Raw genomic sequence first — 25,699 nt, 5'->3', positions numbered from 1 at the left:
CAAAATGACCGTCAATCGCGTCGAGTTCCGGACCCTGAACCATGCGCCAGACACCCTGACAGCTTTCGATCTTGAGTTTGCCGGTTCCCCGGCGCGCTTCCTGCTGGAAAGCAGCGTGGTACTCCCCGGTTTTTCCCGTTTCACCTTCATGGGCGATTCCCATGGTCGCTGGACCGAGGTCCTGCGCTACAAACAGGATACGGCTAGCCTGGAAACCCAACACGACGACCAGACGGTGCAACATCAAACCGCCGACTTCCTCTCCTGGCTCGGCACTCGCATGGCCGCGCAGCACAGCCCCTGCCCCAGCGACTTGCCGTTTGACTTCAACCTCGGCTATGTCGGCGTAATGGGCTACGAGCTCAAGGTGGCGACACTGGACGACCCGGCTTGGTCGTCCAATGCACCGGACGCATGCTTCATGCTCGCCACACGCATGCTGGTGATCGACCACCAGGAAAACCGAAGCTACCTGCTGCATCTTGTCAAGGACTCCTCCGATCTTCCAGCGGCCCACTCCTGGCTGGAGCAAGCCAGCGAGCGCCTGCTCGCCCTACCTGCCAACCAACCGCTACCAAAACGCCCCAAGCGCATGTCCCTCGACCAGGTCGAAGGCTGGATCGCCAACCATGCCAATGCCCGGCACGAAAAAGCGGCCTACATCGAGAAGATCCTTGAGGCGCAACACCAGATCACCGACGGAGAAACCTATGAGGTCTGCCTGACCAATCTGGTTGAACTGCCGTTCGAGCATTCCGCCTACGATCTCTACCGGATCATGCGCGAACTGAGCCCCGCGCCACATGCCGCCTATTTCGCTATCCCCGGGTTCGAGATGGCCAGCTCATCGCCCGAGCGCTTCCTCAAGATCGACCGAGAAGGCCAGGTCGAGGCTAAGCCAATCAAGGGCACCCGCCCCCGAAGCAACGACCCGGAAGAGGATCAGCGCCAGCTCGACAGCCTGCGCCAGGACGAGAAGGACCTGGCCGAGAACCTCATGATCGTCGACCTACTGCGCAACGACTTGGGTAGGGTCTGCCGGATAGGTTCGGTCAAGGTCCCAGGCCTGTTCGTGGTGGAAAGTTACTCCCATGCGCATCAGTTGGTATCGACGATCCAGGGTCAGCTCAAGCCTGGCATGGATGCGTTGGACTGCATCAAGGCCAGTTTCCCCGGCGGCTCGATGACCGGTGCGCCGAAAAAGCGAACTATGCAGATCATCGGCAAGCTCGAGCAGGGTGCGCGCGGTGCGTACTCAGGCTCCTTGGGCTGGCTAGGCCTGGGCGGGGCGTGCGACCTGAGCATCCTGATACGCAGCGTGGCCGTACATGATGCTTGGGCCCGCTTCGGTGTGGGCGGCGCCATCACCGCACTTTCAGACCCGGAAAGCGAGTACGTCGAAACGATGGTTAAAGCAAGCGGCATGGTGGAAGCGATCTCCCTGCTCTGTGAGGTGACAGCATGACCCGGCCACCTTTTGAACAGAATGCGACTGCCATCGTCGTCGGCGCTGCCGGCTCGATCGGCCGAATGCTCAGTCAGCAACTAAGCGCGACAGGGCTTAAGGTCCTGGGCGTGGATATGGCCTCACTTGAGCAAGCGGGAAGCGAGACTTTCGCGTTCATACAGGAGGACATCTGCAACCCCTCCGATCGCTTGTGCCAGCAGTTGGCATCGGCCAACCTGGTGATTCTTGCTGTCTCGGAGAAGGTCCTGCTGCAAGCGCTACCAGCTCTTATGCCACACCTGCACCTGGACTGCCTTCTTGTCGAGACCCTCTCCATCAAGAGTGCCTTCGCCACCCTGATCCGAGATGTCTCGCTGCCCCAGGCTGTGGTTGGCCTAAACCCAATGTTCTCTGGCGACCTGTCGCCGGAGGGGCGCCCAGTGGTGGTGGTGCCTTACCAGATGGGAGAGGGGCTCGATGATCTACTCGAGCGCCTGCAAGCCCGCGGCATGCGCCTTTTCACGATGTCGGCGGAAGAACATGACCAGACCATGGCGTTGTTCCAGACCGTAGGACATTCGATGGTCCTTGCCTTCGGCCAGACCCTGCTGGCCAGCGGTGCATCCCTGGAGAACCTGATCGAGCTCGCGCCGCCACCGTTCAAGGTACTGCTGTGCCTTCTCGCACGCATGATGACCAATCATCCGGACGTGTACTGGGAAATCCAGGCCGCCAACCCGGCATCCAAAGCGGCGCGCGACGAGGCCCTGACTCACCTGCGACACCTTGACCAGCAAGCCTGCAGTGATGCTCATGTCGAATTCCTCGCCGCCATGGCCAGCCTGCGAAACGGTCTTGAGCAGGTCCAGTCCCGCCTCGCCGGCACCTGCCGGCACCTGTTCGAGGCGCTGGAAGCAATTGATGTGGCGACGCCTGCTGACAGTGGCCAGTTGGGAACGCACCGCGACCGCATCGACCGTATTGATGACCAACTGATCGACCTACTCGCGCAGCGCCTAGATATCATCCGCGAAGTCGCTAAGACCAAGAAAGACAACAACACCGCAGTGATGCAACCACAGCGGGTAAAGGAAGTGGTCGGCCGCTGCACCGAGCGGGGTCGCGCGCGTGACGTGCCCACGTCCCTGATTGAACAGCTGTACCACGCGATCATAGAACAGTCGTGCCAGATCGAGTACGACGTCATCGGCGGCCCTCGCCAGGCATTGTTCGCCGCCACACCGGAAGTGTTTTCCCAGACAGGAGTCCGTTAAGCATGAAGCAGGACGAAAGCAACGTAGGCCCAGTCATCGATTGGTTGGCACAGACGCTCGGGCAGGATTACAAATACCGCCAGGACACCCTGAGCCTGACCGCCAACGAGAACTACCCGAGCGAGCTGGTGCGCCTCACCTCCGGTAGCACTGCAGGGGCGTTCTACCATTGCTCCTTTCCGTTTCCGGTGCCTCTGGGCGAATGGCATTTTCCCGAACCCGGGCAAATGAACGAGATCGCCGACGATCTTCGCGGCCTAGCAAAACGGATGATGGGTGCACAGGCGTTCGACTGGCGCCCCAATGGCGGCTCCCCCGCCGAGCAGGCCCTGATGCTTGCGGCCTGCAAGCAGGGTGAAGGCTTCGTGCACTTTGCTCACCGCGATGGCGGACACTTCGCGCTGGAACAATTGGCGACCAAGATGGGCATCGAAATATTCCATCTGCCCGTCGATCCCCAAAGCCTGCTGATCGACGTGGCCAAGCTCGATGACATGGTTCGACGCAACCCGCATATCCGCATCGTTATCCTCGACCAATCCTTCAAGCTGCGCTGGCAGCCGCTGGCCGAGATTCGCGCAATCCTTCCAGACTCCTGCACACTGACCTATGACATGAGTCATGACGGCGGCCTGATCCTGGGAGGTGTGTTCGACTCCCCGCTGGCCTGCGGGGCCGACATCGCCCATGGCAACACCCACAAGACCATACCCGGACCGCAGAAGGGCTTTATCGCATTCAAATCTGCCCAGCATCCGCTACTGGTCGAGACCTCGTTGTGGGTTTGCCCACACCTGCAGAGCAATTGCCACGCCGAATTGCTGCCTTCGATGTGGGCAGCCTTCAAGGAAATGGAAGCCTTCGGGCCGGCCTACGCACACCAGATGGTGCGCAACGCTAAGGCTCTGGCAAACCAGTTGCACGAACTGGGCCTGAACGTCTCTGGCGAGTCGTTTGGCTTCACAGAGACTCACCAGGTCCATTTTGCAGTGGGCGACCTGCAGCAGGCCTTGTCCATGTGCGTGGACAGCCTGCACGCCGGCGGCATTCGCTCGACCAACATAGAGATTCCGGGCAAGCCGGGCATGCATGGCATCCGTCTGGGTGTGCAGGCCATGACGCGCCGCGGCATGAAGGAGGACGATTTCCGTCGAGTGGCCGGACTCATCGCGGACCTGTACTTCAAGCGTACCGAGCCTGCACGTGTCGCATCCAAGGTCAAGGAACTGCTGGGTGACTTCCCCCTGGCGCCACTGGCCTACTCGTTCGACCAACAGATCGACGAATCGCGCCGCCGCCTTCTCGAGCGAGGAATCCAGCGATGAATGCATTGACCCGTCTGTTCACCTCGACCCGGGAGATGACCCTCGGCCAGTTGGTCGGCCATGTCTTGGTGGAAAGCGACATCAGCGACCTGTTCTGCATCCCCGGTGACTTCACCATGCAACTGTCCAGGGAGATGCTCGGTACGCCTGGCCTGGCGCTGCGCACCATGTCCCACGAGTACAGCACGACCTTGACCGCCCTAGGCTACGCCCTCGGCAAAGAGGCTCCGGGTGCAGTCTGCTTCACCTACGGAGTGGGCGCACTGAATGCCATCAACGGCATCGCCCAAGCCTATGTCGAGCGCCTGCCACTGCTGGTCATCTCAGGCTCGCCCGGACACAAGGAACGCCAAGGCTCGATGTTCGCCCACCACACTATTGTAGACCACGGCACCCAACTGCGACTGATGAAAGAAATCACGGTGCACCAAGCCTGCATCGAGGACCCCCATCAGGCTCAGGAACAGCTGCGCGAAGCGATCGTCATCGCCATGCGCCACTCGCGTCCGGTCTATGTCGAGATCCCTCGCGACCTATTCCTGCACAAGGTACGGCATACGCCCCGGCGTGCGCAGTTGAAACGCGAGCCGATGCTCTTCGACCACGTCGCACTAAGCGCCGCCGAGAAGGCCCTCAGGCTCATCGAACAGGCACGCCAACCGGTGCTGGTTCCAGGCCTTGACGTCAAGCGCGGTAGACTGGGAAGCGAGGCTTTGGCGCTGTGCGAAGCCTTGGGGCTGCCCTGGGTGGAAACACCGATGTCGCGTGGTGGCCTGCAGGTGGACCATGCCAACTACAGGGGTATCTACGCCGGGCCTGCATCACCATCGCGACTGACACAGGCCCTGGTCGATGACTGCGATGTACTGATACTGCTCGGTGAGCCGAACTCCGACGTCAACATGGGCATCGCCAGCCAGATCGCAGGTGGACGGCTGATCCACGCCAACGATGGCTTGGTGATGGTCGGACGCCAGCGCTTCGACCTGAGTACCGAGGCCTTCCTGCGCGCCCTGGTAGGCCTCGCCGGCAACTCCAGCCGCCATGGCCAGTTGCTTGCCCCCCTGGATGGCCAGGAGACCGCCTTCATCCGCCCACCCTTGCCCGAACGGCTACTGGCCTCGGACACGGCACTGACTCCCTACGAAATCATCGACGAGCTCAACAGGGTGTTCGCCGACAATGCCGAGCTGGACCTCATCGTCGACTGCGGTGATGCCTTCTTCATGTCGTTGGGCATGTTCCCCCGGGATGTGCTGGCCTCCTCTCTGTACATGAGCATGGGCCTGGCGGTCCCAGGTGCCATCGGGTATCAGCTAGCCACTGGCAAGCGGCCTATCGTGCTGGTGGGTGACGGTGCATTCCACATGACGGGCAACGAACTGATGCACGCGGCCCGTTTCGGCACCAGCCCGATCATTGTGATCCTCAACAATCGTCGCTGGACCTCGCTTTCCGGCAAGCCACAGGACCGTGCGCTGACCGAGCAGCCAGACCTCGAGTTCGTCAATATCGCCCGCTTCCACAAGGTTCAGGGGTTCACCGCGCACACGTCGGAGCAGCTTCGTGGACAGCTTGCCGAGGCCATGGCCATGGACAGACCCATTCTGATCGATGCTCGCATCGCACCCGACACCCGTTCCTATCTATGTGAGCGCTTCTTCGACGCTGTGCAGAAGCAGCAGCACTTACCCAAGGCCTGAACCTCCCTGCCCCAGACACAGAATGGAGTCGTTATTAATGGAAGCCGTCACCACAGTCCCACTCACTGCCGCCCAACAAGCCATCTGGCTGGGGCATCAGATGGCCACCGACAGCGCTGCCTACAACATCGCCAGCGTCATTCGTTTCGATGGCCATCTGGACCAGGCGCGGCTGAACCTCGCTGTGAGCCAGGCCCTGAGCGAGAGCGATTGCTTGCGTGCCCGCCTGCGCGAGGAGCAAGGACAGGTTCACCAGGAAATCCTCACCGCACAGCCGATAGAGGTTCCGCTGGTGACATTCGCCGATGAACCACAAGCTCGACGTTGGATGGCCAGTGATCTGGCAACGGCGATGGATCTTGGTCAACATCCGCTGCTACAGACGACACGTATCAGGATCGCCGGGGAAGCCGACTGGCTGTACATCAAGAGCCACCACCTGGCTCTCGACGGCGTTGGGCTTGGACTGTTCCTCAAGCGTTTGGCGGACCTGTATGGGCAGCAGTGCGGCGGCCCCAGCATCGGAGCCCCCCTGGGCGAAATTTCCAAGGTGCTTGAGGCGGAGCAGGCCTACCGTACCTCGCCACAATTCGAACTGGACCGCGCGTACTGGCTCGAACGGGTTGACCATTCAGTGACGGTGGCAAGCCTCAACCCGCTGGTGAAGCTGCCGGTACGGCAAGCAATTATGCATCGCAGCCTGCTATCCACAGAGACCTTCGAACAGTTGCGCGAGTGCGCGGGGCATCTGCAAGGCCATTGGGTGCATGTACTGATCGGTGCCTTCGCCGCCTTCATCGGCCGCAGCACCGGTCATCGTGACGTGGTAGTCGGCATTCCGATGATGAACCGCCTCGACACCCAGGCCCACGACGTTCCCTGCACGCTGGCCAATGTTCTGCCGTTGCAGGCACGGATCGACCCGTGGACCAGTGTCCGTGACCTGGTGGGCGAGATCAGTGCATCGCTGGCCTCGATGCGCAATCACCAACGCTATCGGGCGGAAGAAATTCGTCGGGACAGTAATCTGTTGGGTGAAGACCGTCGCCTGACGGGGCCGCAGATCAATATCGACATCTTCTCGCCTCCCTTGGCCTTCGGCCAGCTCCAAGGACATACCGAAGTCCTCAGCGCTGGCGCTGCCGATGACCTATCGCTGCTTGTCCAGCCTGTGCCTGGCAAAGGTCTACTGGTCTGCGGCATGGCCAATCCTGACCTGTACGACGAGCAAACGTTAGCTGGCCACGTGGAGCGATTCCTGAGCTTCGTCGAAACATTTGCCAATGCCATGGACAAGCCGCTCGGACAACTGGTCGCTCATGCTCAGGCGCCTTGCCCAACCCTACCTGACAGACCGGTCGAGCAGACCACGCTCACCGACGGTTTCTCGCACTGGGTCGCCACTTCGCCGGACGCCATCGCGGTGACGCTCGGCGACAGCTCACTGAGCTACTTGGAACTGGACCAACGCGCCAACCGCCTCGCGCACCTCATTAGGACCCATCTTCCAACCCGCTCTTCGACACCGCAGCGCACCATCGCCCTACTGCTGCATCGCTCACTGGACACAGTGGTCAGCATCCTTGCCGTCCTCAAATGTGGCGCGGCCTATGTGCCGCTCGACCCAGACGCGCCCGAAGAGCGGCTGGCCGGCATCCTCGACGAATGTGCCGCCGACCTGATGCTGTGCAGCGAATCCACCGCGCCCAAGGCAAGTGCGCTGCTGACCGATCAGCGTACGATCAGCGTGGATGCCAGCGACACGCTTGACGCGTTGCAACTTGCCTCGGACGAGCCACCGAAACAAGGCCCACGGGCCCTGGACCGCGCCTATGTGATCTACACCTCAGGCTCCACAGGAAAGCCAAAAGGTGTGTGCGTCAGTCACCAGAACGTCGTGCGGTTGTTCAGCAGCACCCATACCTGGTTCAACTACCGCAGCAGTGACGTCTGGACCGGTTGCCACGCATATATCTTCGACGCGTCGGTCTGGGAAATGTGGGGAGCACTACTGCATGGTGGTCGCCTGGTGATCGTGCCAGTGGACACTACCCGCGATCCTCATGCGCTTCTACAACTAGTGGTCCGTGAGCACGTTACCGTGTTCGGGCAGATTCCCTCAGCCTTCTATCGTTTCATGGAAGCAGAAGCCGACCATCCTGAACTTGTCGCGCAACTGTGCCTGCGCTACCAGTGCTTCGGCGGCGAAGCTCTTGACCTCGGACGATTGGCGCCCTGGTTCGACCTGCCACGTCCCGCCCAGACGCAGTTGCTCAACTTATACGGGATCACCGAAACCACCATCAACACCTGCCATCGCTTCATCACCCGTGAGCAGGTCCTGGCAAATGCCGGCAGCCTGATAGGCCGCCCGTTCGCCGACATGGACATCCAGGTTCTGGACGATGCGCTGCAACCAGTCCCGGTAGGCTCCCAGGGGGAAATGTACGTGCGTGGCCAAGGTTTGGCACAAGGTTATCTGGCTCGGCCCGAGTTGGACGCCACACGCTTCGTCGCAGACCCGTTCGGGTCGCTGGGCCAGCGCATGTACCGCAGCGGTGACGTGGCGGTTCGCCTGGCCGATGGCGAACTCGAGTACATCGGACGTGCCGACCAGCAGGTAAAGCTGCGTGGCTATCGCATCGAGCTTGGCGAGATCGAGAGCTGCCTGCGCACCCATAAATCCGTATCCAACGCCGTAGCGCTGGTTGTCACTGACCGGGCCAACGATCCGAAACTGGTTGCCCACGTGGTTCCTGCCCCCTGCTACTCGCTGGTCGACGTGGACACCGAGGCCCTGCGTGACTACTTGCGCGAGCATCTACCGACCTACATGGTCCCTGCCGCCATTGGCGTGCAGGAAGCCTTTTCCATCACCGCCAATGGCAAGCTGGACCGGCGTGCCTTACCACAAATCGAGGCAGGGCAGGAGCGTCACCTGGAACCCCCGCGCGACAGCCTCGATGAGCAGGTCTTGGGCAGTTGGTCGGCTCATCTTTGCATCGATCGCATAGGCATCGACGATGACTTCTTCACCATCGGTGGTGACTCCATCAAGGCCATTGGTTTGTGCCGAGAAATGGGCTTGCCTGTAATGCAACTCTTCGAGCACCCCACTCCACGTGGCTGCGCTGATTGCCTGCGCCAGAACGGCGAAAGCTCTACCGAGCAGGGCTGGACGCTGGCCATGGGCGCCAGCGCCCGGCCCGACCGTGCCACGCTGCTGATGGTGCCCTTCGCCGGAGGCAACGCGTTTGCTTATCGAAAGCTGGTCGAACAGCTCGGTAGCGCCTTCAACTACCTGTGCGTCCTGCTTCCGGGCCACGAGGTCCTTCGTGCCGACGAACCGTTCATGGACAACGACACTATCGCTGCCGGTGTGGTCACCGAGGTTCTGGCAACTGTGGAAGGGCCACTGCTGGTGTATGGCCACTGCGCCGGCAACGCCCTGGCCCTGGACATCAGCCGGCGCTTGGAGAAGGCCGGCGCGGACCTGCGTGGGCTGATCATTGGCGGCATGTTACTGGACCAAGAGCCCGAGCAGGTTGAGCAAGAGGTTGCACTGCGTTCCGGTGAACAAATCATCAGCTTCCTGCGCGAGCTGGGCGGATTCAAGGAAGTTCCTGACGAACAAAGCCTGGCCGCAATCGGCAATATGACCAAGCACGATGCCGGCCAGACGGCAGCCTTCTTCAGTCGTGAGGCTAGGCACAGGGCAGGACTACAGACCCCGATCCATGTGATCGTCGGCAGTGATGACCCGCTAACACCGGACTATGGGACACGCTATCTGGACTGGCAGGCCTACAGTGCAGAGGTTTCACTGGACGTAATCGAAGGCGGCGGGCACTACTTCGTTTCAGACCTACCAGAGGCCCTGGCAACCATACTGCTACTCCGTCACGCCTCGCTGGCCAAGCCCCAGGCACGGCGGGTACAACATGTGCTGCGTGACTTCAACAACCCCTTCGATGCCCAGCACGGCAGCTTCCTGCTACTGCGCAACTGTGCGGCACAGCCTTCACTGTGGCCAAGCTTCGCCCCGGTCCCACAAGGTTGGCAGGTCGTTTTTGGCCCTGATTCGCGTCAGCGTTGCCTCGATTATCTGCAAGCCAATCCACAGGCCCCCGTGCCTCAGCTTCCTGGCCTTGACGCGCCATACTGGCCAGCGGTATTCGAAACCTATTATCGCCAGCAGGGTGCCTGGACCGGCGAGACTCTGGATGCGTGTATCGCCCGACATGCCCAGCAGGCACCTGAGCGGATCGCCGTCAGCGATGGCGAACGTAAGCTTTCCTACGCCGAGCTAGACAGCCGTTGCAACCAGCTTGCCGACGGATTCGCCCGCCTGGGGCTGGAGCCAGGTGATCGGGTCGTGGTCCAGCTTCCCAACGTGCTGGAGTTCATCGAAACGACCTTCGCCCTATTCCGCCTGGGTGTGATCCCGGTCTTCGCTCTGCCCACCGACCGGCGCAACGAGATCTCCCATATCCTTCAAGCCAGCAATGCTGCGGCGTATCTGATCAAGGATCGTACCCTGGGCTTCGACTACCGCGATATCGCCCGTGAACTGCTATCCCTGCAGGCCGCGCCTCGGCACGTGATCGTACTTGGCGATGCCCAAGAGTTCACCCCCTATTCCAGCCTCTACGGCGCCAATGTCCGCCGGCAAGCCGGGGACAGCCGTGCACCAGCGCTGATCACCCTGTCAGGTGGAAGCACTGCCATGCCGAAGCTGATCCTCAGGCGCCATGACGACTATCTCTACAGCATCCGCGCCAGCGCCGAGATCTGCCAACTGTCACCGGAGAGCGTCTACTTATGCGTGCTGCCGGCCGGGCACAACTTCACCCTCAGCTCGCCGGGCTTCATCGGTACGCTGCTTGCCGGTGGCAGGGTGGTGATGCAGACCGACCCAAGCGGCTCAGCCTGTTTCGCCAGCATCGCTCGCGAAGGCGTGAACTTCACGGCAGTCGTACCGAGTCTTGCCCAAGCCTGGCTGCATGCACCGCGCCAGCATGACCTTAGCAGCCTACGTTTTCTGCAGGTGGGCGGAGCACGGCTGAGCGACGATGTCGCCGAGCGGCTGACCGAAACCTTCGCATGCACCTTGCAACAGGTCTACGGAATGTCCGAGGGGCTGGTCTGCTACACCGGTCTGGAGGACGGTCTTGAGCACGTCCTACATACCCAAGGCCGCCCCATGAGCCCGCTGGACGAGATATTAGTGGTTGACGACGACGACCAGCCCGTGACTGACAACCAGCAAGGGCATCTGCTTGTCCGAGGGCCTTATACCATCCGTGGCTACCTCGACGCGCAGCAGCAAAACTCCAGGGCATTCACCACCGATGGCTTCTACCGAACCGGCGACGTGGTCTGTCTGCGCGACGATGGCTACCTGGTAGTCACTGGTCGCCACAAGGACCAGATCAACCGAGGCGGCGAGAAGATCGCCGCTGAGGAGATCGAGGGGTACATGCTGGCCCACCCCGACGTACTAGAGGTAGCTGTCATCGGCATACCCGATCCTCTTTTGGGAGAGCGATCATGCGCCATCTTGGTGGCGGTGCCCAACACCATCTGCGATACCGACGCGCTCAGGAAACACCTGCAGGCTCGCGGTATTGCCACCCAACGTATCCCTGACCAGTTCCTGTGGGTACCGAGCCTGCCCAAAACCACGCTGGGCAAGATTGACAAGAAAGTGTTGCGCCAGCAATTCGCTGCGTGACCCGCACCTCCACGCGTTCAAGGAAAATCGTATGGCGATTCCACAGATCCAGGCCTACCACCCTCCGACCCACATCCCTATAGGCCGTGCGCAGCTGCCATGGACGGTCGATGCGGGGCGGGCAGTCCTGCTGATTCACGACATGCAGAACCACTTCCTCAAACCCTATGCGTCGAAGGTCTTCGTCGACACACTGGTTCAGCGTATTCAGACGATTCGCGAGGCCTGCCACACACTTAACATACCCGTCTATTACACCGCCCAGCCCGGCGACCAGAGCGTGGAATCCCGGGGGCTGCTCTCTGATTTCTGGGGCCCCGGGCTCTTGGAGGATGGTCAGAGTCCGTGCATCGTGGCAGGGCTGACACCTGATCCGCAGTGCGACGTAATGCTGGTCAAGCACCGCTACAGTGCCTTCGCCCGGTCCGATCTGCTCGAGCGCCTGCGCTCGGCCGGTCGCGACCAACTGATAATCTGCGGCGTCTACGCTCACATCGGTTGCCTGGTGACCGCCACCGACGCATTCATGTCAGACATCCAGCCGTTCGTGGTGGCCGACGCCCTGGGCGATTTCTCCCTTGAACGCCACCAACTGGCCTTAGAACACATGGCCCATTGCTCGAGCGTGGTCCTGTCGACCCAGCAACTGCTCGATGGACTCGGCTCGCCCCAGCAACATAGCGCGACCAGCCTGCTGGAGGACATCGCCCAATGCCTCGAACTGCCTGTCGAGCGTGTTGCGCAGGTGGACGACCCGGTCGAGCTGGGCCTGGACTCGATTCGCCTGCTGGTACTTTTCGAGCAATGGCAGCAGGCCGGCCTGCCGGTGACTTTCCTGGAGCTATTGGAGCGGCGCAGCATTAAGGCTTGGGTACAACTGATCGAGCAGCGCCAACTGGCCGAGTCCGGCAAGGAGCCTGCATGAAACGCTTCGCTGGCCAAGCCATCCTCGTCACGGGCGCGGCCCAAGGCATCGGCGCCGCAGTGGTCGAACGCCTGCTCGAGGAAGGGGCGACCGTCCTGGCCCTCGATCGCAACAATGCCGGCCTAGCCCAACTCGCCCTCCAACTGTCCTCGGACAATCTAAAACTGCACACTATCGACATTACCGACAGTCAGCAGGTCGGCGCGCTCATTGATCGCATCGACGAGCAATACCCTATCGAGGGCCTGGTCAATGCCGCGGGCACGCTGGAGTCGGCACCGTTCGACCAGTTTTCCCACGAGGCTTGGCTGCAACTGTTCGAAATCAATGTGCATGGCACCTTCCACGTGTCCCAGCACGTAGTCAGGCGCATGATCCTCAGGCGCCGAGGCTCGATCGTGACCCTCGCCTCCAATGCCGCTACAACGCCGCGGGTCAACCTGAGTGGCTACTGCGCGTCGAAGGCTGCGGCCGCCATGCTGACCCGTTGCATGGGCCTCGAACTCGGCAAGTATGGCGTGCGCTGCAACGTGATATCACCAGGCTCCACGCGCACGCCGATGCTGTACCAGTTGGCTGGCGAAGACGAAGGTCTGGATGAACGCATGATCCGCGGCGATCTAAACCTGCATCGCACTGGCATTCCACTGGGCAAGATCGCCGAACCCCGGGATATCGCGGCCGGTGTCACGTTCCTACTATCGAGCGATGCCAACCACATCACCCTTCAGAACCTTGTCATGGATGGTGGCGCCACGTTTGGCTGAGCGCCCGTATGAAAAATCATTGCGAGACGGATTGCCACATGGACATCGATATTTCGCCTCTAGCCACACACCCACGTGCGAGCGGCAAACGCGTACACGCGATCCCGCCCGTGCTCGGCACGTCATACCGGCAAACCGCAGTGGCTGCGCTCAGACACCAATTGAGCATGGCCTTGGCCGGACATTGCTTCGTCCAATGGATCGAGTTGCCGATTCATCTGCCCCTGGACGGCCATGCTGTTGCCGCTGCCTGCCAACGCCTGCGTCGCTATCTGCACTGGATGCTCAAGCGCCCGATCGTGACAATCCTGCATTCGACGACAGCGCAGGTCGAAAGCATCCTAAGCCTGCCAGACACCTACCTGGCGTGCGATTGGTCCACGCATCCGGCGACACTGCAATCAGGTCCAATTGATATCGAAAGGGCGGTGATGTGGCTCGGCGCCGACAGCTTGCGCCAGCAACAAGGAGCCTGGTCAGCCGCCCCGCTAACCAACCCCGTAGCGCTTGAGGTTCACGGCCTGACCGCGGACGAAGTGACGAACCTGCTTGCCATCGTCAACCCAACCCGAGAACCCGGCAAGTCGATACTGCTCTCTGACGTGCCACCGGACCAAGAAGGCTGCCTCTGGTTGTTCGACTCGCGCAACAATTCACAGAGCCTGCGGGCAATGGCGGGCATGGGCAAACTCCCACAGGGCTTGGTGCATCGCTGGCAGTGCAGCGCCGGTTCGCCTGGCCATCCGGTATTGCCTGAACCCACGAATTTCGAAAAAAGCCTACAGCTTTGCAGCCATCTGGCCCAGATACTCAAGGAGCCAACTCGCGCATGATCAGCCACTTCGAGTTTTCGCCCCCCCCTACTCTTTGCGTGCAGGAAACCGGCAACGCCCTGCTGGCGGAACTGAGCAGCACCTTCCCGGCCCTGGCCAGTCAGTTCTGCTGCGTATTCAGCGAGCATACCGAAGGCAGGGACCGCTCGCTGGTCGGCCTCGGCAGCCGGTACAGCTTACGGGTGCGTCGTGACCTGCAGACTCTGCGGATCAATTGGCAGGACCAGGACACGGTGCTGCTGAGCGAGACCCTCCACCTCGATCCCGACCTGCCTTTCCATGAACAGCTGTTCCAATCCGTCGCGCGCTTCTGGAAGTCGCTACGAGGCACCTCGCCGGCGCTCGCTGCGATGGGCAACGATACGCCCTTGCTAGGTGGCTGGCGCTGCGCGACCCATCCTGAGCAACTGGAAGAGCCCTTGGTGATGACCCTGCCAAACCTCTTTCTATGGATCGAGCAAGGCCGACTCACCTACGGAACGTTCGACGACGCTTTGCGCGAGGGTGTCGAGCGCTGCCTGGCGCGTCTGACACCGCAGGGTCCTATTTCACTTCCAGCGGTCCAAGGCTGTGAACTGATACCTCAGTGTTCGGACTATGTGGACAACCTGCTCGATCTGCTCAAGGAAATGGAGGTCAGCGAAGCGGACAAGGTAGTGATTGGCCGGGAGGTCAAGCTGCAGATGGCTGCCGCGGTCGACCCAGTGCAACTGCTCCAGCAAGTGGCGCCGCGCCCCAATCATCATTACGAATACCTGTTTCGCTGGGACGACGGCCCCGCATGGATCGGTATTTCGCCGGAAACGCTAATACGCACCGTTGGCACCAGGGTCATCGTCGAGCCATTGGCAGGTACCCGTAAAGGCTCCAGCGAGGCCTACAAGCGTGACCGTTATCGCCAAGAGTTGCTGTCGGACAGCAAAGAGTTGGAGGAGCACGAAACCGCCGCCCAGCTGTTCCTCGAACAGCTACAGGGCGTCTGCCAGCCAGGCTCGCTGAAGCTGCGCGAGTCGAAGAGTGTCATCGACCTCGGTTACGTGCAACACCTCAAGAGCATGATCGAAGGCGAGCTAACACCGGGTGCGAATGTGTTCGACGCGCTTGCTGCGGTCTACCCGCCCGCCACCATCTGGGGCAAGCCGCTGGCTCTGAGCGGCGAACGGATTCGTCGTTTCGAATTCATCAATCGAGAATTCTTTACCGGTGGCCTGGGCTACCTAACGCTCTCGGACCAATGCAACTTCGCCTTGGCGATCAGGACCGCCAAGGTTACACCGGAGCATGTTCATATATTTGCTGGCAGCGGCATCGTCAAGGCCAGCGATCCCTACCGGGAATGGCTTGAGACCAACAACAAGATGAAACCGTATCTAGAAAACGACTCTTGGTTTTATCCCACGTGATAACGTAAAAATGCTTCGTGCAGGATAGCGCGAGGCCCCCATATCGGCGCCCAGGCGCCTAAGTCAAACTACACGAGCACAAGCAAAATTATGGTCTCTATTGCTCTACCGGATGGCAGTCGCAGGGAATTCCCGGAGCCGCTCACCGTTCATCAACTGGCACAATCCATCGGAATCGGTCTGGCTGCTGCCACACTCGCGGGCAAGGTCGACGGTCGTCTGGTCGATGCCTCCTTCGAGTTGACAACCGATGCCACTGTTGAAGTCGTGACAAGCAAGAGCCAGGAGGCTCTGGAGATCGTGCGTCATTCCACGGCGCACTTGCTCGCCCAGGCCGTGCAACGCCTCTATCCCGGTACCCAGGTCACCATTGGCCCGGTCATCGACAATGGCTTCTACTATGACTTCGTCACCGAGCGCCCCTTCACTCTCGATGATCTTCCACTGATCGAAGCGGAAATGAAGCGTATCGTCGACAGCAACCTGCCGATCGAACGCCGCACCCTTTCGCGAGACCTAGCGATCGACTTCTTCCACGCCTTGGGCGAGTCGTATAAGGTCCGCATCATCGAAGACATTCCAGCCAGCGAAACCCTCTCGCTGTACAGCCAGGGCGAGTTTACCGACTTGTGCCGTGGCCCCCATGTGCCCGACACAGGCAGACTCGGTGCATTCAAGCTCATGAAGGTGGCAGGAGCCTACTGGCGGGGTGACTCCAGCAACGCCATGCTCAGTCGCATCTACGGCACGGCCTGGCTGAACGAAAAACAGCTGAAAACCTACCTCTCGCAGCTGGAAGAGGCCGAGAAGCGCGACCATCGCAAGTTGGCCAAGCAACTCAATCTATTCCATCAGCAGGAAGAGGCCCCGGGCATGGTGTTCTGGCATCCCAAGGGCTGGTCGATCTGGCAGACAGTCGAGCAATACATGCGCAAGGTGTATCGCGACAACGGCTACCAGGAGGTGCGTTCGCCACAGGTGGTGGACAGCTCCCTATGGCGCCGCTCCGGGCACTGGGACAACTACAAGGAGAACATGTTCGTCACCGAGTCGGAGAACCGCCAGTACGCACTCAAGCCGATGAACTGCCCTGGTCACATCCAGATCTTTAAGTTCGGCCTGCGCAGTTACCGGGAACTGCCGATCCGCTACGGCGAGTTTGGTGGCTGCCATCGTAACGAACCGTCGGGTGCCCTGCATGGCATCATGCGCGTCCGCGCATTCACCCAGGACGACGGTCACATCTTCTGCACCGAGCAGCAGATCGAAGCGGAAATCCAGACGTTCCATCACCAAGCGCAAAAGGTCTACAAAGCCTTCGGCTTCGAGGATGTGGTGGTAAAGATCGCCCTGCGCCCCGAGCCAGGCAAGCGCCTGGGTAGCGACGATGTATGGGACAAGGCGGAGAACCAACTACGCTCGGCCTTGTCCGCCTGCGGCGTGAGCTGGGAGGAGCTGCCCGGCGAGGGCGCGTTCTACAGCCCGAAGATCGAATATCACCTGCGTGACGCCATTGGCCGCGAATGGCAGGTGGGCACCATCCAGGTGGACTACCACATGCCCGATCGCCTCGGTGCCGAGTACGTGGACGAGCACTCCCAACGGCAGCGGCCGGTTATGCTGCACCGTGCCATCGTCGGCTCCATGGAGCGGTTCATCGGCATCCTAATCGAGCATCATGCCGGGGTTTTCCCGACGTGGCTGGCTCCGGTGCAGGCCATGGTTCTTACCGTGACAGACGCGCAGAACGCTTATGCCGAGCAGGTGCGTGAGCAGCTGCGGGGCATGGGGCTGCGCGTCGAGGCCGACCTGCGCAACGAGAAAATTGGCTACAAGATCCGCGAAAGCACCTTGCAGCGCGTACCCTATCTGCTGGTGATCGGCGATCGCGAGAAAGAGAATGCCACGGTCACCGTCCGCGCGCGCTCAGGCGAAGACCTCGGCACGCAGAGCATCGCAGCCTTTGCCGAGCGACTCACCAGGGAGAACGTAGTCGACTGACCCTGCTGTAACAAAGGTCCCGTCCCCGGACGGGACCTCTCCATGGCCTCTCCAACGAGCCATGCACCTGACACCTCAGTTCGGAATGGAAGCTGATCCAAGGAGGTCATGATGTTTGTTGCCCCACCTGACTAGCCTGCTTTTCGCCACTCTCGCACTACCCTCTCGAGACGCCTTCCAGACTGCATGGAAGCGCGCTCAGGCTATGCCTGCGCGCTGCATCCGGCCAGGAGCATGTTCGAGACCACTACAGCGCTGTGCAGCGTGCCCTTTGAGCAGCACCAGGATGCCTACATGAATACCATCGCCACCTTGCGTTCGGATATACACCAGCCCTTCACTTGCGTGCCGGGCGCGGAGCCCGACGACCTTCGCTTACCCAGCCCTCTGTCACTCAGGACCTCTCTGCCATTACCCGATCACCTGGAAGACCAGATCAGGCAACAGCGCCAACAAGTCCGAGACGTCATCCAAGGCAACGACCCGCGCTTGCTTGTTATCGTCGGCCCTTGCTCGTTGCATCATGGACAGTCGGCGATCGAGTATGGCAGCCGCCTGGCTGATTTGGCCGTGGAGCTGCAGGACCGGCTGCTGATCGTCATGCGCGCCTATGTGGAAAAACCACGCACCACGATCGGCTGGAAGGGCCTGATGTACGATCCCGCGCTTGATGGCAGCGACGACATGCTGGCAGGCCTTGCCCTGTCCAGGTCGCTCATGCTCGAGCTAGCCGACCTCGGCTTGCCGTTGGCCTGCGAATTGCTGCAACCTATGGCGGCACAGTACTTCACCGATCTGCTGAGCTGGGTAGCAATCGGCGCCAGAACCTGCGAATCACAGATCCACCGCGAACTGGTAAGTAGCTTACCAATGCCAGCGGGCTTCAAGAACGGCACAGATGGGGGCCTTGGAATCGCGTGTGATGCCATATCCAGCGCCACGCATCCTCACCGGTATTTCGGTATGGACCTGTATGGCCAGCCGGCGGTCATCAAAAGCCTAGGCAACCCAGATTGCCACCTAGTGTTGCGCGGAGGTCGCAATGGCCCCAACCACCATGCCGACGATGTTGCCGAGGCGCGCCGCCAGCTTCTGAAGGCAGGCATCGCTCCCCGCCTGCTGGTGGACTGCAGTCACGCCAACAGTGGCAAGGACTTCGCTCGGCAACCGGAGATATTGGAGGAAGTCATAAGGCAGCGCCAAGCGGGCAACCGTGACCTGTTTGGTCTCATGCTTGAGAGCCACTTGAATCCGGGTAGTCAGGAGCTTTCGGCGCAGTTGCGCTACGGGGTATCGATCACCGACGGCTGCCTCGGCTGGTCCGATACCCAGGCACTGCTACGCCGAACAGCCGACATAGCCTAGCTGCGCACGAGTGTTCTGGCACGACCCAACGATGGAGGAGACGCTTTACGAGACGACGATCCTGCACCAGTTTTCCGGACTGAGCCTAGTGCGCACTCCTGACGAAACTACCATCCTCAACTACCGTCGTTTGCAGGAGAAACACGCACTGGCAACCGGAATCCTGGCTGTGCTCAATGGTTATCTGGGCGATCGAGGTATGTCCTTGCTCCAAGGCTCCAACTTCGATGCCACGCGAATCAATACACCCAATTCGACCAAGAACAAAGTCGGTGAGCGCGCCCCGGAAATGCACCAGACCATGAAGGACAACCAATACAATTTCGGCGCCAAAGCCCATATCGATGCCGAAATTGTATTGGTTCTGGTGCAGAACCACGCAGTTAACCAGGTTAACTCCTTGGTTAACCATGGATTCACCTGAAAGCAAAGCGGGCTGTGGTCTTCAGTCGGTTAGCTCTCGCGCCTGCCAGAGGTAGAGTTGTCTATCGCCAGCAGATCACGCACCTAAGCTGACGCAGGCTCGGTTCAATTATGACTATGGCCCACGTTTAAACCGTCCGACCCAAAGTGAGCTACCGTCACTTCGCCTTGACTAACTACAAGGGGCATCCATCATAACACCCCCGCCACTACGTCTGTCGGGGATTGGCAGAGCCAAAAAACAGCATCGCTTCGACAAGTGCGGACACCGACTGTGCAGCATTTTGCTATCAGTGTGACGATTTGGTCTAACTGATCAACTGACCTCTCTGTCGATCTACCCTGCGATCTGGCTGCATCTGCCCCCCCCCCCCAAAAAAACATACTGGGATACAAGTCCCCCCGCCAAACGCCCCGGAAACATTGGCTGCTCCCACTGCCCCCCCCCGTTTTTGTTTAAATCAGTCACACATTGGATGACGGACAATTGCGATAGGGAGAGCGCTGGCACGCTGGGAAATTTCAGAGGGTCCTCTTGAGGGCGTGGGGCTTGGGGGTAATTCGGGCCCCGCTCGTTCGCTACATATGACCCATTTTCGGAGGTTGGTTGTTGTTTCGTCGACTACTACGAGTCCTTGATTCTATGGGGTTTGCGGCCCTACTAATCGCAACTACTCAATCCAGCCATGTCGATGAGGAGATGGCCTAGGTTGGTGCATCACAGATTGGCTCACCCACGATGGCGAAAACAACCGTCATATCACGTTCGGTCTCTCGAGAAACATACGCCTGCACTCATTTCTAGAGGTGGACAGACTGAACGACTTCCGGTCAGGCCGTTAGACACGGGTTCAATTTGGTCACGGCTCAGGTTGACCGGTGTTAGATCCTGAGATTCCGGTGACCCTCTGGAGGCCTTACAGAACAAGGCCTGCAAGGTCTTTCAGAAAACAACCATAGGTGAGGATTTAAAACTGCCTATGGTTGCAAACCAAGTTTCTGCTGCACGCGACCAAACGGTACATCATGACCTACAGCAATCGGCGAATTGCAGACGCTCGCAGGTGTCTCCGATGAGTTGAAGGCGGCTATAAGAAAGTGGGGCTTATGCGGGTATCGACAATAGAACCTGGCAGCTGGCTTGCGCCCTGTGCGGGGGCTTATGTGAATTCAAGTAGGATATGCCTACCGTTGTAGAAACGCAGGCGCGCAATTCGGAGTGGAATGATATGGACGAGGATGAGGAGCCGATGTTCTCAGCTGACCGTGACACCGGGGAGGAAGCAGGCTCAGGCGCCCATTCTCTCGCTGGCTACGACTATCAAGTCGACATCTCCATCTGGTTGGCCCTCGATGTAATGCTTGGCTCTGGCCTGACTCAGATGGTCGAACTTGAGCCCAGTAGCGAGGAGGATCTCGAAGCGCAACTGGCAGACGACGAACCCGGGTGCATAGCGACACGAGTTGGTCTGGATGGCTACACGCTTGTCGTGCAGGCAAAGCTCCGCGGCGGCGACGCCTGGACCGTCAACGGCATCAGTCGTGTCCTGAAACATGGAAGCGCAACCCGATTGTCGGCAGCGCGGCGGTTGGCCTCCCCTACTATCCGATACCTTTTAGTAACCAGCGCGGCTCTAAACGGAAAAACGAGAGGGCTAGCAGTGAAGCGCCCCGGAAGTTGGCCTAAGAGCAGCGGAATGCCTGCCTCGATGGTGAAGGAGCTACCGGCAGGAGCGGCGGGTCGCGTCGCCGTCATCGGCAATTTGGACGAAGAGCACTTAATCCAGGAAATCAAACGACTCCTGATCGAACGGTTTGGAATCCCGAACTCGCGCTGGATCGAGTGCCTCCGCACGCTCCGCGACGAGGCGCGGCTGCGCGTTCGGCGCGCGGGCGAGGGACGCTGGCGCCGGGAGGACCTCGCGCAGGTGATCCGCAACCACGACGGCTACCTCGCGAGTTCGCCGCAACTCGACGATTATGTCCAACCCCGAAACTGGCAAGATCTGCGCGACGCGATGGGAAGCCCCAAATACGCCGCTATCATCGTTGGCCAATCCGGAACTGGAAAGACGCTCGCGACAAGCAAACTTTACGAAGAACTTCGCCGCGAGAACCCAGGGTTGACGCGCGTTCCAATCCGCCATGGTCCGCAGCAGCTGCGCGATGACCTGACGCCTCCGCCTGTTCTCTATGACATCGAGGACCCGTGGGGCCGCTACGATTTCGATCCTGCCAGCCGACCCTGGAACGACGAACTTGCCCAATGGCTGGGACGAGCACGCGCCGATAGCATGATCATCGCCACGAGCCGGCGGGACGTGGCCATGTCGTCAGGCGCGCTGAAGTCGGTTGATCCGTGGGTGGTTCCGCTCGAGGCGGAACATTACGGCAAGCCTGAGCGACAGCGGCTCTATCGCACTAGAATCGATACTTTGCCGCGGGACGTGCGCCTACTGGCGACCGGAGCAGAGCCGCAGGTACTCGATATGTTGGCAACCCCGCTTGAAATCGAAAAATTTTTCGATGCGCTGCGCACCATGGGCCGTCCACAGAAATATGGAGAGCGTGCTTTCATAGGCGACGCGATCACCAAAGCTCATGAGCAGTCGATTGAATTGACAGTCATCCAACAAATTGAGGAGCGGGAAGATGTTCGAGCCGCAGCCGTCATCTGGGGGTTCCTGAAGGCAAGCGATCGTCTGTCGCTCCGGATGCTTCGCAGCTTGGAGCTTGATCTTGCCGAATCTCTGCCCGCCTTCGAAAAAGGCGTTATGCCTTTAGTGGATTGTTTCGTCGCTGCACGCAACCTGCGTTCGGGCGCAGGGGATGTGAGTTATTATCATCCCCGTGTCGAAGCCGGTGTAGAGGGGGCGCTCAAGCGCCATCCAATTCCCGTAACCCTCGCGCTTCGTACGCTCCTCGACGTACTGACCGATCCAGATGGACCAGGGGAAGATTGGGAAGCAGGGATCGCCGCGCGCATCGTCGCTGCTGCCCAGCGTATCCCAGAGCTGAGGCTCATTCCGCGGCCTAAAGCGGCAGCTAAGATCGACGCCTGGCTATCTGATCGCCTCATCGACCCTTCTGTCAAATTGAGCGAATATGCAAGCCTTGCAGCTGCGGCGGGTTCACCTGCGTCCAACGCTGCCGAGTTTGTTCGCTACCTTCTACACCGACACCGACCGGATCAGAGCTTTGGTGGCATGCATTTCTGGGAACGTCCTGAACATCCCGATGCCTGGTATGACCGCCTGCGCGCGGATCGAACGATTGCTGTGATCGCCGGGCGCTACATCCGGGAGATGCTGCCAGATGATAGCGACCACTACAGTTTGTCTTTTGTCGACGACCTCAATCGCTTGGCGCCCGACCTGACCTCAGCCTATCTCGAAACAGCAGCGGCCATCGTCCGCCATGGGGTCACCCACGCCTCCGATGTTATCGCTGCCGGCGCCTTGCGCGATCTTGACGGCTTCGAGCCTATCGTGGATGCAGCGATCGAAGTACTCACGCCTACAACGGACGAGCAGGCGCAGACGCGCGCGACCCACCTCGCCATCATCAATGGGGTTTATAACAGCGATTATGCCGAATATCTCTCCGACAATGATGATGGTTATACGGCGGGGGAATTTCTACAAGCCTATGCCGATCGTATGCGTAAGGTGAAAGGGTGGCGCAGCCTCGCGCAGCACCGACACGCCGCGCCGCTCCTCCCCTATTGGATGCGGTCTCTCGTGAGAGGAGCAGATACCGAGCCGCCGTCTGACGACGAAGTCGCTGGCGCCTTCGCCGCCGCCTTCGGTAGCGACGAAGAGGAAGCCCTATGGTTAATCGTGATGCCGCATTGGGACGAGCAGTATCGGGAGCGGCTTCTTTCCCGCATCCGTGAGGGGTCTTCGCTAAGCGCGGTGCGGCATGCCGCACTGGCGTGCGTCATTGAAAAGACGCCTGATTCGCTGCCGACGATTGCCGATGAGCTTCGTCAGGTTGGAAAGGATGAGCGGATTGTCGAACTCATGATCGACCTCGCACATCTTCAGGACCGGCGGAAGGGCGACGGCGACAAGCATGAAGCAGCCGCTACAATTGCTCTGAGTTGCCTCGATCCGGCGCTTCGGGAGCTGTGCAGAGCAGCCCAGAAGAGCGTGGAAGAAGAACCGCAGCCTTTATCTTCGGCCGCACTCGCCCTGCTGGCAAAACCGGTCCGATCAAGCCCGAGCGTGCGTGCGTTGTGCATTCGTCGACACCTCGACCTTCCAGGCTCTGCGCGCGCGGACATAGAGTGGACCCTCGCGCATAGCGACGACAATGAATCATGCGTCGAAGCAATTGACGCCGCCATTGCACTGGGGATGGAGGATGTTGTCGCCGGGGCGCTGGACCATAGATACTCCCATGTCGTGGCGAAGGCGCTCCTTGAAGTCGGAGCCTGCATCACGGCGCCCCTACCGGCGGATTTACTCGCTTTGGCACACGCCCAGGGAAGCCCGGTGAGGAAGGCCTTGGTCCGCCTGCTAGGGACCAAGCCTCATCTGAACCATCTTCCAGTGCTGCTGCGCCTAGCACACGACCAATGGTCTTCATCATCACGGTTCTATGGCGAAGAGGACAAATTCCCGATCGCGCGCTCGGCAGTCGATGCGATCGCCGGTCTTGCGCCACTTGATGCGGAAATCCTTGAAAAACTACAGGAGATCGCGCTTGGGACCTCTGACTGGCTGGTCCGGGCTGGCTTGTTCAGGATCATCGCTGTGCAGGGCGGACGCACGTTCCAAGAACGGCTTTTAGAGCTCGCTGTTACGCCGGGTCGCATTCGCGTCAGGCGCGCGGCAGCCCGCGCGATGTTGACGGAGGTACATATACTGGACTCTGCAATAATTAGCCAGATCACCGCAGATCTCCTGGCAAAGCGCGAGCCATCAATCGCCGCCATGTTGACCCTCATCGCAGCATGTCGAATGGATCTTCATGAGCGCCTTGAGCTTGCGCGCGGAATATCGGCGAACGCTAAGCGGCGAGCTCTTCTCCTCTTAATGCTTTGGCCTGCTGTGGAACCTGACGAGTCTTCTAGGTCAGCTATCGAGCAGCTTCTTCCCGACAATCACTCATCGCTCGCATGGGTGAAGGCCGGACCGAGCGAGAAAGCCGAGGATACCTTGATCGCCGACCTCGGCGATCCTGCTATATGCCTGCAGGTCCTTGATTGGCTGAACCCCAAGGAGAAGAAGTCGTGAGCAATCCTCGCCACCTCAGACCGGCCATGAAGCACAGTAGTGAGCAGGCTCGTGCTGGAGCCTTGGAGTAGCCATAATGCTGGCCCAACGTACGAGGTTCAGCATGCAACAGCCGCAGGATTTCATCTCACTGGCAGAGTTTTGTGATCTGTTGGAAGGTCAGATTCATCCAGTGATACTCAGCAATGAGAACAAGGACGAGTACATTTCTCACCATGGGGTAGGCACAGCTTTCGTGCTGGAGCACGAGGGGGACCTGTTTGTTGTCTCAGCCCAGCATGTGCTGAACAGCCAACGAGCGACACATGAGGGCTTGCGGATTCGGCTTCGAAACGCACCTATCTCAATCATTTTCGACCGACGTGCTGTCTTTCGGGATGAGTCTGATCCCGACCCGGACTCCGACCTTGTCATCATGCGGATTGTGAAATCTCAGCACGAAGCCTTGTTCGCCGCAGGACTCTCATGTGTGCGTGCGACAGACTGCATCCCAACTGAACAGATTGAGGATATCGATGCTTTTCACATTTACGGCTATCCAGATGAAGGCCGAGGATACGAATACGATGAGAAATCGCTCACGGCAGTGCTGTGGTGCGTGAGTGGCCTGCTAACCGAACCGGCGCTTCCTGGACTTACTACCGTGCGAATCGTGAGTGAGCGTCCCGCTGAGTTTCGTGGCATGAGCGGTTCCATGGTCATAGCTGAGAAGGACGGTGAGTGGAAGTTCGGCGGAATGGTCACACTCGCAAGCAACACCAAAGGCCTTTTAAGCTTCATACCAGCTGAGAAGATCGTCTACTACCTGAACAAAATGCTAATCATGGAAATGATGGGCATGGTCCTTCCCGAGGACGCTGAAATGACGCTCTGAAGGCGTGTTCGGAGTGGGGCGGGTGCCGCCCTTCGCGACGGGCAGAAAGCGGCCAATAACGGACGTTGGATGATGACCGCTTCGCACCCTGAGGCGCCAAGGTAACCCGAAGGTATCTCCGGGCACCGTTAGATACGGGTTCAATTCGGTCACTGCTCAGGTTGACCGGTGTTAGATCCGGAGATTCTGGTAATCCTCTGTAGCCCTTACAGAACAAGACCTGCAAGGCCTTTCAAGAAACAACCATACGAGAGGATTTAAAAGCGCCTATCTATACCGTCCAGTGGCTCGACTGACGCCCCATCAGCAGCAGCGCATTCGTGTGGTGCTGGCGTGGGGAGAGGACGCGCCCCAACAGCTTGCGCACAACGTTGGTGGGCTAGCT

At 59.9% G+C, this 25,699-nt stretch carries 13 protein-coding genes and 2 pseudogenes; all 15 read left to right on the top strand.

Annotated elements, in window-relative coordinates; genetic code table 11:
• Nucleotides 1–4: 4 nt before the first annotated feature.
• The 15 genes and pseudogenes from pabB (at nucleotide 5) to CKW29_RS26145 (ending at nucleotide 25,314) form a co-directional block, all read left to right on the top strand.
• Entirely contained in the window at nucleotides 5–1,465 is a 1,461-nt protein-coding gene (pabB, locus tag CKW29_RS21370) for an aminodeoxychorismate synthase component I (RefSeq protein WP_095149066.1), read from the top strand.
• On the top strand, nucleotides 1,462–2,721 hold the full coding sequence (locus CKW29_RS21365; RefSeq protein WP_095149065.1) for a chorismate mutase: 1,260 nt from the start codon (nucleotides 1,462–1,464) through the stop codon (nucleotides 2,719–2,721). The genes pabB and CKW29_RS21365 overlap by 4 nt, the downstream gene beginning before the upstream one ends.
• A gap of 2 nt (nucleotides 2,722–2,723) precedes the next feature.
• Nucleotides 2,724–4,046: a hypothetical protein gene (locus tag CKW29_RS21360; protein WP_095149064.1), complete on the top strand. Its 1,323-nt coding sequence runs from the start codon at nucleotides 2,724–2,726 to the stop codon at nucleotides 4,044–4,046.
• Nucleotides 4,043–5,749 carry a thiamine pyrophosphate-dependent enzyme gene (locus CKW29_RS21355; protein WP_095149063.1) on the top strand — a complete coding sequence of 569 codons (1,707 nt, stop codon included), beginning with the start codon at nucleotides 4,043–4,045 and terminating at the stop codon, nucleotides 5,747–5,749. The genes CKW29_RS21360 and CKW29_RS21355 overlap by 4 nt, the downstream gene beginning before the upstream one ends.
• Nucleotides 5,661–9,848: pseudogene (locus CKW29_RS21350) on the top strand (amino acid adenylation domain-containing protein); the annotation flags it as partial. The gene CKW29_RS21355 and the pseudogene CKW29_RS21350, both read left to right, overlap by 89 nt.
• Before the next feature lie 30 nt (nucleotides 9,849–9,878).
• Nucleotides 9,879–11,483 (top strand): (2,3-dihydroxybenzoyl)adenylate synthase, encoded by a 1,605-nt coding sequence (locus CKW29_RS26350; RefSeq protein ID WP_371850802.1) that lies wholly within the window; start codon nucleotides 9,879–9,881, stop codon nucleotides 11,481–11,483.
• A gap of 31 nt (nucleotides 11,484–11,514) precedes the next feature.
• Nucleotides 11,515–12,408, top strand: a complete 894-nt coding sequence (locus tag CKW29_RS21345; protein WP_095149061.1) for an isochorismatase family protein — start codon at nucleotides 11,515–11,517, stop codon at nucleotides 12,406–12,408.
• Nucleotides 12,405–13,175, top strand: a complete 771-nt coding sequence (locus tag CKW29_RS21340; RefSeq protein WP_095149060.1) for a 2,3-dihydro-2,3-dihydroxybenzoate dehydrogenase — start codon at nucleotides 12,405–12,407, stop codon at nucleotides 13,173–13,175. The genes CKW29_RS21345 and CKW29_RS21340 overlap by 4 nt, the downstream gene beginning before the upstream one ends.
• Before the next feature lie 38 nt (nucleotides 13,176–13,213).
• Complete coding sequence (locus CKW29_RS21335; protein ID WP_143496898.1) at nucleotides 13,214–14,008, top strand: hypothetical protein; 795 nt, start codon at nucleotides 13,214–13,216, stop codon at nucleotides 14,006–14,008.
• A complete protein-coding gene (locus CKW29_RS21330; protein ID WP_095149058.1) occupies nucleotides 14,005–15,411 on the top strand; it encodes a chorismate-binding protein in 1,407 nt (468 codons plus the stop codon). The genes CKW29_RS21335 and CKW29_RS21330 overlap by 4 nt, the downstream gene beginning before the upstream one ends.
• A gap of 90 nt (nucleotides 15,412–15,501) precedes the next feature.
• The gene (thrS, locus tag CKW29_RS21325) at nucleotides 15,502–17,412 is read left to right on the top strand and encodes a threonine--tRNA ligase (RefSeq protein ID WP_095149057.1); all 1,911 of its coding nucleotides are present in this window, start codon (nucleotides 15,502–15,504) and stop codon (nucleotides 17,410–17,412) included.
• A 294-nt stretch (nucleotides 17,413–17,706) separates the two neighbouring features.
• On the top strand, nucleotides 17,707–18,777 hold the full coding sequence (locus CKW29_RS21320) for a 3-deoxy-7-phosphoheptulonate synthase (protein ID WP_095149089.1): 1,071 nt from the start codon (nucleotides 17,707–17,709) through the stop codon (nucleotides 18,775–18,777).
• Between the two features lie 16 nt (nucleotides 18,778–18,793).
• Nucleotides 18,794–19,129 (top strand): annotated as a pseudogene (locus CKW29_RS21315) (IS5/IS1182 family transposase); the annotation flags it as partial.
• Between the two features lie 1,300 nt (nucleotides 19,130–20,429).
• Nucleotides 20,430–24,440, top strand: coding sequence for a hypothetical protein (locus CKW29_RS21310; RefSeq protein ID WP_095149056.1), 4,011 nt, complete (start codon nucleotides 20,430–20,432; stop codon nucleotides 24,438–24,440).
• A gap of 103 nt (nucleotides 24,441–24,543) precedes the next feature.
• Nucleotides 24,544–25,314 carry a hypothetical protein gene (locus CKW29_RS26145; RefSeq protein WP_256584931.1) on the top strand — a complete coding sequence of 257 codons (771 nt, stop codon included), beginning with the start codon at nucleotides 24,544–24,546 and terminating at the stop codon, nucleotides 25,312–25,314.
• The last annotated feature ends 385 nt before the right edge of the window (nucleotides 25,315–25,699 follow it).

Origin of the sequence: Pseudomonas sp. Irchel s3a18, assembly GCF_900187535.1 — a bacterium.
Taxonomy (GTDB): domain Bacteria; phylum Pseudomonadota; class Gammaproteobacteria; order Pseudomonadales; family Pseudomonadaceae; genus Aquipseudomonas.
The sequence above is the reverse complement of the archived record's forward strand: the minus strand, read 5'-3'. Positions and strand labels throughout refer to the sequence as shown.